Raw genomic sequence first — 16,296 nt, forward strand, 5'->3', positions numbered from 1 at the left:
CCGATCATGGACATCGGGGGAGTACGGGCACTGCACGACGCGCAGCTCAGGGGCCGGGTGCCCCGCCTGCCGCCCGCGGGCGCCGTGATCGAGCACGACGGACCCTTCGTCCGCACGCACTACGGCACCCACGGGACGGTGGAGCACGGGCCGCTGCCGCGGCCGCCCGGCGCCGCGACCGTACGGCGGCAGCTGGACGCCTTCGCCGCGCGCAACGAGCCGGCCGAGTGGAAGGTCCACGGCAGCGACGCGCCCGGGCTGGCGGAAGAGCTGACGGCCGCCGGCTTCGAGGCCGGAGCCGAGCGCTCGCTGCTCGTGGCGGAGTGCGACGCCCTGGAGGAGGGAACCGCGGCGCGGGAGGACGTCCGCGCCCTGGTCCTGGACGGATCCGCAGGGAGCGTGCGGGTACGTGAGCTCGCCGCCACCACCGGTCCGCACGCGCTGCCGCTGGGCGAGTTCGAGGCGGACGCCCACCGCCTCTACCAGCGGTTCGGGGCGGCGGCGCTGTCGCACCGGGGCCGGACGGCGGGCGCCGGCTGGGCGGGGCGGCCGGCCGACACCGATTTCGTGGTCGTCGGCGGGCTGACCGGTCCCCACCCGGAACTGGTCCGGCACCTCGCCCGGCTGCGGGAGAAGGCGTACCTGATGGACCGCGCCGCCCGGTACTGCCTCGTCGAGGCCCACGGCGAGCTGCGGACCGCGCTCGTGGCCGCGGGCTTCGAGGAGCTCACGACCGTACGCCCCCACCGCTGGGCCCCGACGGGCACCCCCGCCACGACCCGACCGGTCCGGGAGACCATCGGCGCGCTCGACGACGGACCGCTGTGGGACCGGCTGGAGCGCGAGTTCGGGTTCCGGCCGAGCACGAGCAGATTTCCCGGCTTCGAGGCACCGGCACCCTCCGTCACCTGGTCGCTCGACGCCGTCGACCGGGGCGGGGACGAGCCCCTGGACGAGCTCCGCCGGATCACCGAACGCGCGCTGCGCTCGCTCGCCGCGCCCGGGCAGCAGCTGTTCTGGCTCGACTGGCAGCACATCGGCTACGCGTTCGACCCGCACCGGGTGGGCGGCCCGGGCCGCCCGAGGTGGCCGGGGTCGGTCTACCCGGACGGCGACTACTACCTCTTCCTCCACCCCGACCTGGAGTTCGGAACCTTCGGGCACCCCTGGGAGGGGACGCTGACCGTCTTCGGAACCCCGCTGCTCGCCGCCGTCGAGGCGCGGTTCACCGCGCTGCTCGGGGAACCGCTGCGGCGGCGGGAGTGACGCCGGCCGCGCAAGAACGTACAAGACCCGCAGGCAGGGGCCCGCGTACTTTCGCGGTGTGGGAGAGAAGCAGCTGGTCACAGAGCCAGAGATACGAGACACAGCGGCGCCCGAAGGGCGGCCGCGGGCCGCGGTCGTACGGGACGCCCTCGGGGTCGGCGTCGCCGTCGGCCTGTCCGGTTTCGCCTTCGGGGTGACGGCGGCCGGAGCCGGCATCAGCACCCTCCAGGCCTGTGTGCTGAGTCTGCTCGTGTTCACCGGAGCCTCGCAGTTCGCCCTGGTCGGGGCGCTGGCCGCGGGAGGGAACCCGTTCACCGCCGCCGCCGGGGCCTTCTTCCTCGGTACCCGCAACGCCTTCTACGGGCTGCGGCTGTCGGAGCTGCTCCGGCTGCCGCGCGCCCTGCGGCCCCTCGCCGCGCACTGGGTGATCGACGAGACCACCGCCGTGGCGCTGGCCCAGCCCGACCGCAGGTCGGCCCGGCTCGGCTTCACCGTCACCGGGCTCACCCTCTACGTGCTGTGGAACCTCACCACCCTGCTCGGCGCGCTCGGTGCCGAGGCCATCGGCGACACCAGGGCCTGGGGGCTGGACGCCGCGGGACCCGCCGTGTTCCTGGCCCTGCTCGCGCCGATGCTGAAGACGGCCACCGAGCGGGCGGTCGCCGCCCTCGCGCTGGTCCTCGGGCTGGGCTTCCTGCCCGTGCTGCCCGCCGGGGTGCCGGTGCTGATCGCGGCCCTGGCCGCCCCCGTCGTGCTGTGGATGAAGGGACGCCGCTCGTGAACGTCTGGATCGCCATCGGGCTCACCGTCGTCGGCTGCTACGCCGTGAAGTACGCGGGACTGCTCGTTCCCGCCGGGGCCCTGGAGCGGCCCCTGGTGCGCCGCCTGGCCGCGCTGCTGCCGGTCGCGCTGCTCGCCGCGCTCACGGCCCAGCAGACCTTCAGCACCGGGTCCGCCCTCGTCGTCGACGCCCGCGCCGCCGGTCTGGCCGCAGCCGGGCTCGCGCTGCTGCTGCGGGCCCCGTTCCTGGTCGTGGTCGCGGCCGCCGTCGTCGTCACCGCGGGGGTACGGGCCCTGGGCGGCTGACCTGCGCCGGCAGGCGCCCGTACGCCCGCAGGGTCAGCAGCGCCTCCAGCGTCGCGATCGGCCGCCGCTCCAGGGAACTCCCCGGAGCCCAGGCCTCGCGGCGCACCGGCCAGCCGCCGTCCTGCTGCTGCGCGGCGGCCAGGAAGTCCAGCGAGCGGTGCATCTCCTCGTCCGTGAACCAGCCGCGGGCCAGCGATTCGGGCCGCCGGGCGAAGTCGTGCGGGAACAGCTGCTCGCCCGGTGCGTAGCCCGGAGCGGGCGGGAACTCCGCCCGCCGGCGCGGATCGAGCACGACGAGCCGCTGCTCGCGCACCAGCCGTCCCAGCCGGTCCGCCGCCGTCGCCGCGCGCGCCCGGTCGGGAACGCCGTCGAGGAAGGCCACGGCGCTCTGGACCTCGTACGGATGCGTGCGGTGCAGGTTCTCGACCCGGTCCCAGCAGAAGTCCGTGGCCCGGAAGAGCCAGGCGTGCCAGACGCGGTTGCGGTGCAGCAGGCCGACGACCGGACCGGTGGTCAGCAGTTCGCCCGGCGGGTCGTCGTGCACCGGGTGGTACGGGGCCGCGGGGTAGTCGTGCGGCGCCGGGAAGACCACCGGGAGGGCGCCCTCCGCGGTGGAGACCCCCGTCAGGTGGCGGCAGAGCCGCTCGATGCGCTGCCCGGCGCAGCGGCCCAGGCTGTCCAGCACCCGCAGCGCGTGCGCGGTGTGCAGGGGCTGGCTCAACGGGCCGCGCAGATCCGGATCGAGGGCGTGGCCGTAGCCGCCGTCGGGGTTGAGGTACGAACCGAGGGCGGTGTCCACCGGGTCGGCGTCCCCGCCGAGGAAGTGGAACGCGAACCGACGCTGTTCCAGCACGCGGGCCGTGAGCCACACGAACCGCTCGGCGCGGGCCAGGGCGGGCTGCGGGTCCGACGGCGAGCGGGTGGTCTGCGGGGGGAGCGGGGCCGACGGGGGGAGCGGCGCCTGTGGGGATTGCGGGGATCGCGGGGAAGCTTCGTCTCCGGGCATGCCTGCAACGTAGGGCGCGGTGACGCGGGGGCGCGGGGCGAACGCCGCCGGTGCACTCTCCCGGGGCGGGATACTGGGGGCATGCGGTTGACGATTTTCTGGGAGCGGATGGCCGAGCACTTCGGCGCCGGCTATGCCGACTCCTTCGCGCGGGACCACGTCATGGCGGAGCTGGGCGGCCTGACCGTCCACCAGGCGCTGGAGGCGGGCTGGGAGACCAAGGACGTGTGGCGCGCGGTGTGTTCGGCCATGGACGTGCCGGCCTCGCTGCGCTGACGCGCCGGCCGGCCGCGCGGCGCGCACGGCGGGCCGGGCGCGGGACGGCAGCGCCCTTTCGCGGCGCGGGCCGTCGGTGGGACAGACTTGGCCGCGTGGGAGCCACCGAAGAGACGACCGACCAGAGCGCAACCGCCCAGGGCGCGCTGCCGCCGCCCCGGGCGGCCGCCCCGGATGCCGCCCCCGCCGCACCGGGCGCCCCCGGCGCGGAGCCGGAGCCGGAGCCGGGCGGAGCGGGCGCGGGAACGGCCTGGCCCGCCGATCCCGCCTCGCCGCGCGGGCCCGCAGGCCCCGGCAGGCCGCCGGCCGGGGCTCCACCGGCCGGGGGTGACGAGCGCATGCCGCGCTGGCTGCCGCGCGCGGTCGTCCTCGTGCTGGGACTCGTCGCCTGCTTCCAGCTCGGCAGCTGGGCCTTCCACCAGCTGATCGGGCTGCTCGTCAACATCCTGATCGCGTTCTTCCTCGCGCTCGCGATCGAGCCCGCGGTCGCCCGGATGGCGGCCGGCGGCATGCGCCGGGGGCTCGCCACCTTCCTGATGTTCACGGCGGTGTTCGTCGTGTCCGTCGGGTTCCTCGCGCTGCTCGGCTCCCTGCTCGCCGGTCAGATCGTGGCCATGGTGGAGGGGTTCCCGGGCTACATCGACTCGGTGATCAACTTCATCAACTCCAGCTTCCACACTGATCTTTCCCGGCTGGAGATCCAGGAGAGCGTGCTGCGCTCCGACTGGCTGCGCAAGTACGTGCAGAACAGTGCGTCCGGCGTGCTCGACGTGTCCGCCACCGTGCTCGGCGGGCTCTTCAAGCTGCTGACGATCGGGCTGTTCTCCTTCTACTTCGCCGCCGACGGACCGCGGCTGCGGCGCGCGCTGTGCTCCGTACTCCCGCCCGCCAAGCAGGCCGAGGTGCTGCGCGCCTGGGAGATCGCCGTCGCCAAGACGGGCGGCTACCTCTACTCCCGCGGGCTGATGGCGCTGATCTCGGGTGTCGCGACGTACGTCGTGCTGGCGGTCCTCGGGGTGCCGTACGCGCCCGCGCTCGCCGTGTGGGTGGGGCTGGTCTCGCAGTTCGTCCCCACCATCGGCACCTATCTCGCGGGCGCGCTGCCGGTCCTGCTCGCCTTCACCGTCGATCCCTGGTACGCGCTGTACGTCCTCGTGTTCGTGGTGGTCTACCAGCAGTTCGAGAACTACATGCTCCAGCCGAAGCTGACCTCGAAGACCGTCGACATCCATCCGGCCGTGGCCTTCGGATCGGTCATCGCGGGCACCGCCCTGCTGGGCGCGGTCGGGGCGCTGATCGCGATCCCGGCCGTCGCCACGCTCCAGGCCTTCCTCGGCGCGTACGTCAGGCGCTACGAGCTGACGAGCGACGCGGACTCCTCTACTTCTCGTCCGCGCCGCCGAGTACGGCTGCCAAGGCTTCGTTGACGGTCGCCTCGGCGGCGGCCTTGTCCAGACCGAGGCCGCTCAGCAGGCCCTCGCCGTTCTCCAGCTCCAGGAGCGCGAGCAGGACGTGCTCGGTGCCGACGAAGTCGTGCCCCAGGCGCAGGGCCTCACGGAAGGTCAGCTCCAGGGCCTTCTTCGCCGAGGCGTCGAAGGGGACGAGGGCCGGCAGGTCGTCCTGGGCCGGCGGGAGCGCGGCGGCCGCGGCGGCCCGTACGTCGTCCGGCGAGACCTCCTGCGCGCGCAGGACGAGCCCCGCGAGGCCGTCGGCCTCGGCCATCAGGCCCAGGACCAGGTGCTCGGTGCGGATCTCGGTGTTGCCGGCGGCGCGGGCCTCGTTCTGCGCCGTCACGACCACGTTGCGGGCGCGCGGGGTGAAGCGGCCGAAGCCCGCGTTCGGGTCGAGGGCGCCGGTGCCCTCCTTGTCCGCCTTGGGGACGAAGCGCTTCTGGGCCGCCTGGCGGGTGACGCCCATGCTGCGCCCGATGTCGGTCCAGGAGGCGCCGGAGCGGCGGGCCTGGTCGACGAAGTGGCCGATGAGGTGGTCCGCGACGTCCCCGAGGGCCTCGGCGGCGACGACGGCGCCGCTGAGCTGCTCCAGGGGATCGGTGTGGACCTTGTTGATGGCCTCGATCAGGTCGTCGAGGCGTACCGGATTGGTCATGCGAACGGGTTCCACCGAAGGGTTCGTCATAGGTGCAACCCTAGGTTGACAGTCGAGAGGGTGTCAACCTCGGGTTGTCACTTGATGGCGGATGGCGGACGGCGGATGGCGGGTGGTGCTCTCCTCGTGCCGCCCCCGGTGCCATGCTGGGAGCGGACTCGGAGGTGGCGATGGGCTTCTACGCCGAACGGATCGTTCCGCGGATCGTCGACCTCGCGTGCGGGGCGCGGACGGCCCGGCCGCTCAGGCGGCGCGTCTGCGCCGGCCTGGCCGGGGAGGTCGTCGAGATCGGTTTCGGCTCCGGCCACAACGTCCCCTTCTACCCGCCGGGCGTCACCGGCGTGGCCGCCATCGAGCCCTCCGACCTGGGGTGGGAGCTCGCGGCCGACCGTGTACGGGCCTCGCCGGTCCCGGTGCGCCGGGCCGGCCCGGACGGCCGGTCGCTGCCCTTCGGCGACGGCACCTTCGACGCCGCCCTGTCCACGTGGACCCTGTGCACCGTCCCGGATCCCGCGGCGGTCCTGCGCGAGGTGCGGCGCGTCCTCAGGCCCGGGGGCGGCCTCCACTTCGTCGAGCACGGCCTGGCGCCGGAAGGGCACCCGCGCGTGCGCCGTGCGCAGCGGCGGATCGAGCCGCTGCACAAGCGGCTGTGCGGCGGGTGCCACCTCACCCGGCCGACCGTCGCGCTGCTGACCGCCGCCGGATTCACGGTCACGGAACTCGACGTCTTCTACCAGGAGGGTGCGCCGAGGCCCTTCGCCGCCGTGTCGCTCGGCGTCGCGCTCTCGCCCGGGCCGGGCGGGGGCGGCCCGGTGGGCGGGCTCAGTAGGTGACGGTGATCCGCCGGGCGGGCCCGTCCACCCGGATCCGCCCGCCCACGGGGATCACGAGCTGCGGGTCGGTGTGGCCGAGGTCCACGTCGAAGACCGCCATGGTGTCGGGGGCGTACTCCCGCAGCGCGCGCAGGACGGCCGCGCGCTGCTCCTCGCGGTACCGCTCCTTCTGCGCGGTGTCGAACGGGTTCTCGAACGACCAGCTCTTCGCCCTCGCCATCAGCAGCGCGGGGAACTGCCGCAGCAGGCCGCGCTCACCCATGTTCCGGAGCATCCGGTAGACCTCCTCCGCGCGCGGCATCTCCTCGGAGGTCTCCAGGAAGAGGACGTCGCCGGCGTACGCGTCCGCGGGCAGCACCGCGCGGTCGGCCGCCATCATCCAGGCGAGGATCTCCAGGTTGCCGCCCCAGCCGGCGCCCTCGACCACACGGTCGTCGTTGTGCCAGGTCCAGCCGTAGGAGCGTTCCATCGGGGGTTCGGACTCGAAGGTGTGCGGGTCCTCCCAGGGGAGGTTGACGTCCCCGTACTCGCCGGACCGGTTGAGCTCGTACGGGCCCGAGGTGAACAGCGCGGCCCGGAGCGAGTCGGCGGTGGCCGGGTGCATCGCGCCGGGCCGGCCGAACTCGACCATCACCGAGGCGCCGTGGTAGGCGACGATGCCCAGGTTGCGCAGGAACAGCAGGAGGTTGGTGTTGTCGCTGTAGCCGATGAACGGTTTGGGGTGGGCGCGCAGGAGGTCGCCGTCGAGGTGGGGGAGGACGGTGATCTGGTCGTCGCCGCCGATGCTGGCGATCACCGCCTTGATGTCGGGGTCCGCGAACGCGGCGTGGATGTCGGCGGCCCGCTCCTCGGGCGTCGCGCCCATCTTCCGCGTGGTCGGGTACTCCACGGGCTCCAGCCCGAAGTCGTCACGGAGCCTGCGCAGGCCCAGCTCGTAGGGGAGCGGGAAGATGCCGGGCAGTCCGGCCGAGGGGGAGAGGACCGCGATCCGGTCCCCCGGACGGGGCTTGGGCGGATACAGGAATTCGATCATGTGGCGATCGTATGGACATCACGTCCGCGTGTCGGTGGATTAAAGCGGCGCGCGGGGCGCTCACGGCGGATCCGCGGCCAGGGGGCCGCGCAGGCGGACGGCGAGGGCCGCGATGTCGTCGTCGAGGCGCCCCCTGCTGTAGCGCAGGAGGTCGCGGTGGAGGGCCGCGAGCAGTTCGTGGGGCGGTGTCGGGGGCTGTCGGCCCATCCAGGCGGCCAGCGGGAAGAACTCGCCGTCGCGGGCGCGGGCCTCGGCGATCCCGTCGGTGTAGAGCAGCAGCAGGTCGTCGGGGGCGAAGTCGAAGCTGTCGATGCTGTACCGGTCGCCGATCAGGTCCGCGAGGCTGAGCAGCGGCGAGGGCGTGACCGACTCCAGGGTGCGGAGCTCGCCGCGGTTCAGCAGCAGGGGCGGGGGGTGTCCGCAGTTGAGGATGTCGATGCGCCTGCCCTCGTGCGGGATCTGGACGAGCAGGGCGGTGGCGAAGCGCTCCATCGGCCCCTCGGGAGGGAAGGCGGCGTTGTAGCGGGTGCTGCTGGCGTCCAGCCGGCGCGCGACCTCCACCATGTCGGTCTCGCCGTAGGCGGCCTCCCGGAAGGCGTTGACGATGGCCGCGGCGGCCCCCACGGCGGGCAGCCCCTTGCCGCGTACGTCGCCGATGAGCAGCCTGACCCCGTGCGGGGTGTCGACCACCTCGTAGAAGTCCCCGCCGATGCGGGCCTCCGCCGCGGCCGCGAGGTACAGCGATTCGATCTCGATCCTGCCGAGGAGGCGCGGCATGGGGCTCAGGACCACCTGCTGGGCCGCGTCGGCGACGAGCCGTACCTGGAAGAGCGTGCGCTCCCGCTGGAGCCGTACGTGGCTCCCGTACGCGGCGGCCACGGTGACCGCGATGATCCCCGCGGCCGTCCACCACGTCCCGAGGTCCGGGAAGACGAGGCTGAGGCCGATCATCAGGATGAGGCAGACGGTTCCGAGCAGGACGGTGGGCAGCACCGGCCACATGGCGGCGGCGAGGGCCGGCGCCGCGGGCAGGAGGCGGCTGAAGGCCATCTCCGGCGGAGTGTTGTATGCCAGGCTGGCGATGACGATGGTCAGGATGACCGGCGACAGCCGCACAAGCCTTCCCGGGCCGGGGCGCCTACGAAGTCGCGGCCGTCCAGACTCGATCACACTTCATAGGATATCTACGTAATCGGGGCATAGCGCTCTGGGCGTGGCGAGCTTGACAGGGAAATCGAACATCCATTCTGATGAGTTATCCACAGCCGAACCGGTCGTGGAGGCGCATTGTCAGTGGCAGGCATTAGCGTCAATGGCGTGAAGCGATCGACTCAAGCAAACCGGGTGGAACCCATGGCAGGCACCGACCGCGAGAAGGCTCTCGACGCCGCTCTCGCACAGATTGAACGGCAATTCGGCAAGGGCGCGGTCATGCGCCTCGGCGACAAGCCGAACGACCCCATCGACGTCATCTCCACCGGGTCGACCGCGTTGGACATCGCCCTGGGCGTCGGCGGTCTGCCGCGCGGCCGCGTCGTCGAGATCTACGGCCCGGAGTCCTCCGGCAAGACGACCCTGACCCTGCACGCCGTGGCCAACGCGCAGAAGGCCGGCGGCACCGTCGCCTTCGTGGACGCCGAGCACGCGCTCGACCCCGAGTACGCGAAGGCCCTCGGCGTCGACACCGACAACCTCATCCTGTCGCAGCCGGACACCGGTGAGCAGGCGCTGGAGATCGTGGACATGCTCGTCCGCTCCGGTGCCCTCGACCTGATCGTCATCGACTCCGTGGCGGCCCTCGTGCCGCGCGCGGAGATCGAGGGCGAGATGGGCGACTCGCACGTGGGTCTGCAGGCCCGCCTGATGAGCCAGGCGCTCCGGAAGATCACCGGTGCGCTCAACCAGTCCAAGACCACCGCGATCTTCATCAACCAGCTCCGCGAGAAGATCGGCGTGATGTTCGGCTCGCCGGAGACCACGACCGGTGGCCGCGCGCTGAAGTTCTACGCCTCGGTGCGCATCGACATCCGCCGCATCGAGACCCTGAAGGACGGCACGGAGGCGGTCGGCAACCGCACCCGCTGCAAGGTCGTGAAGAACAAGGTCGCGCCGCCGTTCAAGCAGGCCGAGTTCGACATTCTCTACGGCCAGGGCATCAGCCGCGAGGGCGGCCTGATCGACATGGGCGTGGAGCACGGCTTCATCCGCAAGGCCGGCGCCTGGTACACGTACGAGGGCGACCAGCTCGGCCAGGGCAAGGAGAACGCCCGCAACTTCCTCAAGGACAACCCGGATCTCGCGAACGAGATCGAGCGGAAGATCAAGGAGAAGCTGGGCGTGGGCGTCCGCAAGGACGGCGAGGACGCGGCCGGGGCTGCCGCCGCCGCACCCGCCGCCGATGCCGCGGCAGTGCCCGCGCCCGCGTCGAAGGCCAAGACGACGGCCAAGGCCGCCGTGGCCAAGAGCTGACCCGTGCGCGAGCAGGAAGGGGGCGGCGGGAGCCGGGGCGGCCGTGAGGGCCGCCAGGAGCTGCCGCCCCAGAGCCCCGAGGAGCAGGCGCGGGCGATCTGTCTGCGCCTGCTCACGGGGAGCCCGCGCACCCGGCGACAGCTCGCGGACGCCCTGCACAAGCGGGGCATCCCCGACGAGGTGTCGCAGGAGGTCCTCTCCCGGTACGAGGAGGTGGGACTGATCGACGACGCGGCCTTCGCCGGAGCCTGGGTCGAGTCCCGCCACCGCGGCCGCGGCCTGGCCCGCCGGGCGCTCGCCCAGGAACTGCGGACCAAAGGGGTGCACGCCACCCTCGTGGAGGAGGCCCTGGGGCAGCTGGACTCCGACCAGGAGGAGCAGACCGCCCGCGAGCTGGTGGAGCGCAAGCTCCGCTCCACCCGGGGACTGGAGCGGGACAAGCGGATCCGGCGCCTCGCGGGGATGCTCGCCCGCAAGGGCTACCCGGAGGGCATGGCCCTGAGAGTGGTCCGCCGGGCCCTGGAGGCGGAGGGCGAGGAGGCCGACGAGCTCGGGTACCCGGGGGAGTGAGCCGCAGGGCCCGGGGTGGGGGCAGCCCCCGGGCCGGGACGCCGGGCGACTCCAATGCCAAGGAGGGGCCCGCGCAGCAGAGTTGGGCCCATGATGCTGCGCTACGCCCTTCAGACCGTCAGGGACCGCAAGGCCGGATTCCTCGGCGCCTTCGTCGCACTGATGTGCGCGGCCGCCCTCGTGACCGCCTGCGGCACCCTCCTCGAAACGGGACTCCGCGGAACGATCCGCACCGAGCGCTACGCGGCGGCTCCGGTCCTCGTCTCCGCCGACCGGATGGTCCACGAGACCACGGTCAAGGAGAAGAAGGGCGGGACGAAGACCAAGCACAAGGCCAAGCCGGTCGCCGAGCGGGCCTGGCTGCCCGCCGCCACCGCCGACACGGTCCGCGCCGTCCCCGGCGTCGAGCGGGTCGTGCCCGAGCTGACCTTCCAGGCCGTCCCCCTGGCCGGCACCCTGGCCGGGCCGGGGCCCGCGTACGGGCACGCCTGGAGCTCCGCGGCCCTGACCCCCTTCACGATCGCCGACGGCGGCCGGGCACCCCGCAGCGCCGACGAGATCGTCGTGGACCGTGCGCTGGCCGCCCGTGCCGGACTGCGGCCGGGCTCCGCACTCACCGTGCAGTCCACCGGTGAGCCCCGGACCTACCGGGTCAGCGGCATCGCGCACACTCCCCGCGGCGACCTCGCCCACCAGAGCGCCCTCTTCTTCACCGACGACGAGGCCCACCGGCTCGCCGCCCGCGACGGCCGGGTCAGCGCCATCGGCGTGCTGCCCGCCCCCGGAGTCACCGCGACGGAGCTCGCCGCCCGGGTCGAGCAGGCCCTCAAGGACACCACGGCACAGGTCAGCACCGGCGACGGGCGCGGACCCGTGGAGTTCCCGGACGCCGCCGGCGCCCGCATCACACTGGTCTCCATGGGCGGTGCGATGGGCGGCACCTCCCTGCTCGTCGCGGTCCTCGTCGTGGCCGGCACCTTCGCGCTCTCCGTCCGGCAGCGCCACCGCGAACTCGCCCTGCTGCGGGCCGTCGCCGCCACCCCCGCACAACTGCGGCAGCTGCTCGGCCGGGAGGCACTGCTCGTCGGCGTGGCCGCCGGGATCGCCGGAGCGCTCGCCGGACTCCCGCTCGCCGCCTGGCTGCACGGCCGCTTCGTCGCCGGCGGGGTCGTGCCCGCCACCCTGGAACGCACCCCCGGCATTCTTCCGATGCTCGCGGCCGTCGCCGCCGGCCTGCTCGGATCCTGGTCCGCCGCACGCGTCACCGGGCGCCGGGCCGCCCGGATCCGTCCGGCCGAGGCGCTGGCCGAAGCCGCCGTCGACCGGGGCCGGCCCGGCCCGGTCCGCGCCGTCGCCGGGACGCTGCTGCTGGCAGGCGGGGCGGCCCTGGTCGTCGTACTGGGCTCGCTGCGCACCGAGCCCGCGTCCACCCCGGTCACCTTCCTGGCCGTGGTGGTCCTGGCCGGCGCGGTCTCCCTGCTCGGCCCCCTGCTCGTACGGGCCGCCACCGCGCTGCTCGCCGGTCCGCTGGGGCTGCTCGGCCCGGGCGGCCACCTGGCCACCGCCAATCTGCGCGGCAACGCCACCCGGATGGCCTCGGCCGTCACCCCGCTCGCGCTGCTGATCGGCATGACCTGCACCGTGCTCTGCGTCACCCCGACCCTCGGGAACGCCGCCCGGGCCCAGGCCCGTGACGGCATCCGGGCCGACTGGGCGCTGGCCGCGCAGGGCCCCGGGGTCACGCGGGAGGCCGCCGAGCGGGTCCGGCGCACCCCCGGGGTCGCGGCGGCCACCGAGATCGTGCACACCTCCGTACGGGTGGGGCTGGTGAAGTACGCCGCCCAGGGCGTGACTCCGGCCGGACTGAGCCGTACCTGGGACCCCCGGGTGACCGGAGGGACCCTGGACGGCTTCACCGAGGGCACGGCAGCGGTCAGCGAACTCGCCGCCGACCAACTGGGGCTGAAGCCGGGAAGCCCGCTGAGGCTGACCCTGGGCGACGGCACCCCGGCCACGCTCACGGTGACGGCCGTGTACGCGCGCGGCCTCGGCTTCGGCGACCTCACGCTGCCGCACGGCCTGGTGGCGGCGCACGTGGACAATCCGCTCGCGGCCGGTGTGCTCGTGGCCGCGGAGCCCGGGTCAGGGGTGGGACGGGAGCAGCTGGCCGACGCGGTACGGGACTTCCCCGGTGTGGCGGTGCTCTCCGCGGCGCAGGCCGACGCGGCGCGGGCCCGGCAGCAGGACGCCGGCGCCGGGATCAACCTCCTCGCCATGGGACTCGTGCTGGCCTTCACCGCCGTCTCGGTGGTGAACACCCTCGCGATGTCGACCGCCGAGCGCTTCCGCGAGTTCGCGATGCTCCGGCTGGCCGGTGCCCGGCGGCGCCAGGTCCTGCGGATGCTGCGGACCGAGGCCCTGGCGGTGCTCCTGATCGGGACGGTCGTGGGGTCGGGCATCGCACTGGCCGTACTGACCGCGTTCAGCGTGGGCATGACGGGCGTGGCGGCGCCGGCGCTGCTGCCGGTCGCGTACGCGTCGGTGGTGGGTGTGGCCGGACTGCTGGCCCTGGCGGCCACCGCCCTCCCGGGCCGGATGGCGCTGCGGGTGGCCCCGGTGGAGGTCGCCACGGCGAAGGGCTAGGAACGCCCTGGCAGCCGTGAGCCGGCCCGCACCGCTCAGGCGGTGCGGGCCCGCGGCGATCAGCCGTGCGGCGGCGCCGTGCCCGGGACGACGGGGAGCCCGGCCGACTTCCACGCCTGGAAGCCACCGGTCAGATCGGTTGCCCGGTGCAGGCCCAGGGCGTGCAGCGAGGCCGCGGCGAGACTGGACGCGTACCCCTCGTTGCAGATCACCACGACCTGGAGGTCGTGGCCCGTGGCCTCGGCGGCGCGGTGGCTGCCCGTCGGGTCCAGGCGCCACTCCAGCTCGTTGCGCTCGACCACCAGTGCCCCCGGGATCAGTCCGTCCCGCTCCCGCAGGGCCTGGTAGCGGATGTCCACCAGGAGGGCCCCGGCCGCCGAGGCCGCGTACGCCTCCTGCGCGTCGACGCGGGTGTATCCCGCCCTGACGCGTTCCAGCAGCTCGTCGATGCCGACCGGGGCTGCCGGGGTGACCGGGCCGCTCGGGTCCGCCTGGGCGCTCACTGCCAGTCCGCCGGACGCTCGACGTGCTCCAGGTGCAGCACGGGACCGCTGCGGCTGTACCGGCGGATCAGCGGCAGCGGAGGGTAGTAGGCGTGCACCGAGACGGCGTGCTCGTCCGGCGACTCGTTGAGGACCTCGTGCACGTGGTGACGCCCGAAGGCCCGCCCGCCGCCCGCCGCGAGCGTGCGGCTGCGGTCGACACCGGGCGCCAGCTCCAGCGACCGCCAGCCCTCCGAGGGCAGGCGCACGGCCAGCGAGCGCTCGGTGAGCTGGCCGCGGGCGGTGGCGAACGCGCCGAGCGATTCGGCGTGGTCGTGCCAGCCGGTGCCGGTGCCGGGGGGCCAGCCGATCAGCCAGGCCTCGCTGCCGCCGGGCCCGTCGAGACGGATCCATGTGCGTCCCTCGGGATCGAGCGGCAGCGAGGCCGTGATCTCGGGGTCGGCCGCGGTGCGGAGGGCGAAGTCGAGGAGCTCGGTGGCCGTGGGGCCCCCGGCCCGCACGGGCTCGGGGGCGTACGAGGGCGCGGGTACAGACACAGACATGGAAGGTGACCGTTCCTGGGTTCGCGGAAGTGCGCGCAGGCCGGAGGACGGCACGGGGCGCGCGGAGGAAAGGGCGAATCAGCAGGAAGGGCGACACACGCAGCCCGCGTAGCGGAGCAGGTCCATATGGACCCTCCGCCACAGGCGTACGTCGTTGCCGGTCATTTCGCGAGTGAACCATGCGGCCCCGCGCACGGTCAATCGATCACCACGGTCGGCGTCGTCGAGGACGGGGACGAGGACGAGGGCGAGGGCACCCTGGACGCGGGAGCGCCGGCCCGGACGGCGTCCGCCGCCTCGTACAGCTCCGCCGGGCGGACCCCGGCGAAGGTCGCCGCCAGATGCCCGTCCGGCCGCACCAGCAGCACGGTGTGCGCCGGGGCCCCCGGGTAGCTGTCGGCCACCAGCAGGTCGGTGCGGACCGGCAGGGCGCTGACCGCCGCGGCCAGCCGGGGCATCAGCCCGGCACCCAGCCAGTGGCGCCGGTCCCAGACCCCGGTGCCCGGGGCCACCAGGACCGCCAGCAGCCGGCCCTGACCCAGCAGGTCGCGCAGTGGCACGGTGGCCCCGTCGGGCGCGGTGACCGGGACGTTCGCCACCGGACCGCCCGGTTCCGTGGCCGTCGGCACCTCGCGCACGGCGACGGGCGGCGCGTACGCCGGCTCCGCGCCCAGCGGCCCCCGGCCCAGGTGGCCGTCGGTGAGCAGGGACTCGGCGGAACGCGAGGCCCCGGGGAGGTAGTTGCGCAGGCCGCCCCCGGACCGCAGGGTCGCCATCGCCTGGTCGGCCGCGCGCAGCCGGGAGGCCACCGCGGTGCGCCGTTCGCCCTCGTAGCTGTCGAGCAGGGCCTCGGAGGCGCCCTGGTGCCAGGCCAGGGAGAGCTTCCACGCCAGGTTCTCGGCGTCCCGGAGCCCCTCCTCGACGCCCTGGGTGCCGAGTGCGCCCAGCAGGTGCGCGGCGTCGCCGGCGAGGAAGGCCCGCCCGTCGCGCCAGCGCCGGGCCAGCCGGTGGTGCAGGGTGTGCACGCCGGTGTCGAGCAGGTCGTACGGGGGAGTCGTGCCGCCGCACCACTGAGCGAGGGTGTCGCGGATCAGCGTGACCAGCGCGTCGGGGGTCACCAGCTCCCCGCGGGCCGGGAGCAGCCAGTCCAGCCGCCAGACCCCGTCGGGCAGCGGCCGCGAGGTGACCTCGTGCGGCGCGCTGCGGTGCAGCAGGGCCTCGCCGGGCCACGGCAGTTCGGTGCGCAGCGCGGCCACGGCGTGCCGCTCGACGGCGGTACGGCCCGGGAAGCGGATGCCGAGCAGCTTGCGCACGGTGGAGCGGGCCCCGTCGCAGCCGACCACGTAACTCCCGCGCCACCAGGTGGTCTCCGCGCCCTGGGTGTGCGCGGTGACGCCCCGCTCGTCCTGTTCGAGGGAGTCCAGCCTGCTGTCGCGGACCAGCTGGACGAGGGGGTGCGCGGCGGCGGCGTCGCGCAGTCCGCGCGCCAGCGCGTGCTGCGGGACGTGCAGGGGGGCCGGGTGGTCCTCGAAGGTCAGCCGGTGGGTGTCCCGGCCGCGCCGCATGGTGCGCCAGGCGGCGAAGTACGCCCCCTCGTCGCGCAGCGTCGTACAGCCCAGCCGGTGGGCCATGGCGGCCGTGTCCGCGTGCAGGACGACCGTACGGGCCGGCCGGACCTCCTCCTTGCCGGGCCGCTCGTCGAGCACGACGGAGGGCACGCCCGAGCCGGCGAGGGCGAGCGCCAGGGACAGCCCGACGGGTCCCGCGCCGACGACGATCACCGGGTCCATGGCGCGGCTCCCGATGTCCGGTATGTGATCACAGAAGGTATGCAACCCATTGGAGGTGTCTGCGTCAAGTGACACCCGAGGGCGCAACGCAGCGCGACATCAACAAGCTCCGCGAGGCCGACAAGATCTTCGGCACGAAGATCAAGACGATCGTCTCCAACGCCTACGAGCTG

General features: G+C 74.1%; 17 protein-coding genes. 9 read left to right on the forward strand and 8 right to left on the reverse strand.

Translation table 11 applies throughout. The features are described from left to right. Window positions 1-6: 6 nt before the first annotated feature. The 3 genes from AB0O53_RS36560 (at window position 7) to AB0O53_RS36570 (ending at window position 2,352) form a co-directional block, all read left to right on the forward strand. A complete protein-coding gene (locus tag AB0O53_RS36560; RefSeq protein ID WP_351000906.1) occupies window positions 7-1,266 on the forward strand; it encodes a DUF2716 domain-containing protein in 1,260 nt (419 codons plus the stop codon). A gap of 91 nt (window positions 1,267-1,357) precedes the next feature. Continuing rightward, window positions 1,358-2,047 (forward strand): AzlC family ABC transporter permease, encoded by a 690-nt coding sequence (locus tag AB0O53_RS36565; RefSeq protein ID WP_403141369.1) that lies wholly within the window; start codon window positions 1,358-1,360, stop codon window positions 2,045-2,047. After that, window positions 2,044-2,352, forward strand: a complete 309-nt coding sequence (locus AB0O53_RS36570) for an AzlD domain-containing protein (RefSeq protein WP_030664986.1) — start codon at window positions 2,044-2,046, stop codon at window positions 2,350-2,352. Before AB0O53_RS36565 ends, AB0O53_RS36570 begins: the two co-directional genes overlap by 4 nt. On the opposite strand, the gene AB0O53_RS36575 is transcribed toward AB0O53_RS36570, so the two are convergent. Continuing rightward, window positions 2,321-3,358, reverse strand: a complete 1,038-nt coding sequence (locus AB0O53_RS36575) for a hypothetical protein (protein ID WP_351000901.1) — start codon at window positions 3,356-3,358, stop codon at window positions 2,321-2,323. The genes AB0O53_RS36570 and AB0O53_RS36575 overlap by 32 nt on opposite strands. A gap of 81 nt (window positions 3,359-3,439) precedes the next feature. On the opposite strand from AB0O53_RS36575, the gene AB0O53_RS36580 reads away from it, so the two are divergent. Together AB0O53_RS36580 and AB0O53_RS36585 are read left to right on the forward strand one after the other, a co-directional pair. Then, window positions 3,440-3,634, forward strand: a complete 195-nt coding sequence (locus AB0O53_RS36580) for a DUF3046 domain-containing protein (RefSeq protein WP_037929867.1) — start codon at window positions 3,440-3,442, stop codon at window positions 3,632-3,634. A gap of 146 nt (window positions 3,635-3,780) precedes the next feature. Further along, entirely contained in the window at window positions 3,781-5,061 is a 1,281-nt protein-coding gene (locus tag AB0O53_RS36585; protein ID WP_403141367.1) for an AI-2E family transporter, read from the forward strand. Here the strand turns inward: AB0O53_RS36585 and AB0O53_RS36590 are convergent. After that, entirely contained in the window at window positions 5,015-5,770 is a 756-nt protein-coding gene (locus tag AB0O53_RS36590; protein WP_351000895.1) for a Clp protease N-terminal domain-containing protein, read from the reverse strand. The genes AB0O53_RS36585 and AB0O53_RS36590 overlap by 47 nt on opposite strands. A gap of 113 nt (window positions 5,771-5,883) precedes the next feature. Here AB0O53_RS36590 and AB0O53_RS36595 point away from each other — a divergent pair, with 113 nt between their 5' ends. Further along, a complete protein-coding gene (locus tag AB0O53_RS36595) occupies window positions 5,884-6,573 on the forward strand; it encodes a class I SAM-dependent methyltransferase (protein WP_351000893.1) in 690 nt (229 codons plus the stop codon). On the opposite strand, the gene AB0O53_RS36600 is transcribed toward AB0O53_RS36595, so the two are convergent. Both AB0O53_RS36600 and AB0O53_RS36605 read right to left on the reverse strand, forming a co-directional pair. Further along, window positions 6,563-7,606: a S66 family peptidase gene (locus tag AB0O53_RS36600; RefSeq protein ID WP_351000891.1), complete on the reverse strand. Its 1,044-nt coding sequence runs from the start codon at window positions 7,604-7,606 to the stop codon at window positions 6,563-6,565. The genes AB0O53_RS36595 and AB0O53_RS36600 overlap by 11 nt on opposite strands. A gap of 60 nt (window positions 7,607-7,666) precedes the next feature. After that, window positions 7,667-8,722: a PP2C family protein-serine/threonine phosphatase gene (locus AB0O53_RS36605; protein WP_351000888.1), complete on the reverse strand. Its 1,056-nt coding sequence runs from the start codon at window positions 8,720-8,722 to the stop codon at window positions 7,667-7,669. A gap of 228 nt (window positions 8,723-8,950) precedes the next feature. On the opposite strand from AB0O53_RS36605, the gene recA reads away from it, so the two are divergent. The 3 genes from recA to AB0O53_RS36620 all read left to right on the forward strand — a co-directional run bounded on the left by recA (window position 8,951) and on the right by AB0O53_RS36620 (window position 13,288). Next, a complete protein-coding gene (recA, locus tag AB0O53_RS36610) occupies window positions 8,951-10,075 on the forward strand; it encodes a recombinase RecA (protein ID WP_351000886.1) in 1,125 nt (374 codons plus the stop codon). Between the two features lie 3 nt (window positions 10,076-10,078). Further along, the gene (recX, locus tag AB0O53_RS36615) at window positions 10,079-10,645 is read left to right on the forward strand and encodes a recombination regulator RecX (RefSeq protein WP_351000883.1); all 567 of its coding nucleotides are present in this window, start codon (window positions 10,079-10,081) and stop codon (window positions 10,643-10,645) included. 90 nt (window positions 10,646-10,735) lie between these two features. Continuing rightward, window positions 10,736-13,288, forward strand: a complete 2,553-nt coding sequence (locus AB0O53_RS36620) for an FtsX-like permease family protein (RefSeq protein ID WP_365201419.1) — start codon at window positions 10,736-10,738, stop codon at window positions 13,286-13,288. A 59-nt stretch (window positions 13,289-13,347) separates the two neighbouring features. Here the strand turns inward: AB0O53_RS36620 and AB0O53_RS36625 are convergent, their stop codons facing one another. The 4 genes from AB0O53_RS36625 to AB0O53_RS36640 form a co-directional block, all read right to left on the reverse strand. After that, window positions 13,348-13,791: a rhodanese-like domain-containing protein gene (locus AB0O53_RS36625; RefSeq protein ID WP_365201422.1), complete on the reverse strand. Its 444-nt coding sequence runs from the start codon at window positions 13,789-13,791 to the stop codon at window positions 13,348-13,350. Continuing rightward, a complete protein-coding gene (locus AB0O53_RS36630; RefSeq protein ID WP_365201424.1) occupies window positions 13,788-14,333 on the reverse strand; it encodes a cupin domain-containing protein in 546 nt (181 codons plus the stop codon). The genes AB0O53_RS36625 and AB0O53_RS36630 overlap by 4 nt, the downstream gene beginning before the upstream one ends. A 78-nt stretch (window positions 14,334-14,411) precedes the next feature. After that, window positions 14,412-14,498, reverse strand: a complete 87-nt coding sequence (locus tag AB0O53_RS36635; protein ID WP_311318651.1) for a putative leader peptide — start codon at window positions 14,496-14,498, stop codon at window positions 14,412-14,414. 32 nt (window positions 14,499-14,530) lie between these two features. After that, the gene (locus tag AB0O53_RS36640; RefSeq protein ID WP_351000872.1) at window positions 14,531-16,123 is read right to left on the reverse strand and encodes an FAD-dependent oxidoreductase; all 1,593 of its coding nucleotides are present in this window, start codon (window positions 16,121-16,123) and stop codon (window positions 14,531-14,533) included. Between the last annotated feature and the right edge of the window lie 173 nt (window positions 16,124-16,296).

It is taken from the genome of Streptomyces erythrochromogenes (assembly GCF_040684695.1).
In the GTDB taxonomy this organism is placed as follows: Bacteria; Actinomycetota; Actinomycetes; order Streptomycetales; family Streptomycetaceae; genus Streptomyces; species Streptomyces erythrochromogenes_C.

Coding starts and splice junctions, on each gene's coding strand:
- AB0O53_RS36560 (WP_351000906.1), top strand. CDS start 7: ATGGACATCGGGGGAGTACGGGCACTGCACGACGCGCAGCTCAGGGGC.
- AB0O53_RS36575 (WP_351000901.1), bottom strand. CDS start 3,358: ATGCCCGGAGACGAAGCTTCCCCGCGATCCCCGCAATCCCCACAGGCG.
- AB0O53_RS36580 (WP_037929867.1), top strand. CDS start 3,440: ATGCGGTTGACGATTTTCTGGGAGCGGATGGCCGAGCACTTCGGCGCC.
- AB0O53_RS36590 (WP_351000895.1), bottom strand. CDS start 5,770: ATGACGAACCCTTCGGTGGAACCCGTTCGCATGACCAATCCGGTACGC.
- AB0O53_RS36595 (WP_351000893.1), top strand. CDS start 5,884: ATGCTGGGAGCGGACTCGGAGGTGGCGATGGGCTTCTACGCCGAACGG.
- AB0O53_RS36600 (WP_351000891.1), bottom strand. CDS start 7,606: ATGATCGAATTCCTGTATCCGCCCAAGCCCCGTCCGGGGGACCGGATC.
- AB0O53_RS36620 (WP_365201419.1), top strand. CDS start 10,736: ATGATGCTGCGCTACGCCCTTCAGACCGTCAGGGACCGCAAGGCCGGA.
- AB0O53_RS36630 (WP_365201424.1), bottom strand. CDS start 14,333: ATGTCTGTGTCTGTACCCGCGCCCTCGTACGCCCCCGAGCCCGTGCGG.
- AB0O53_RS36635 (WP_311318651.1), bottom strand. CDS start 14,498: ATGACCGGCAACGACGTACGCCTGTGGCGGAGGGTCCATATGGACCTG.
- AB0O53_RS36640 (WP_351000872.1), bottom strand. CDS start 16,123: ATGGACCCGGTGATCGTCGTCGGCGCGGGACCCGTCGGGCTGTCCCTG.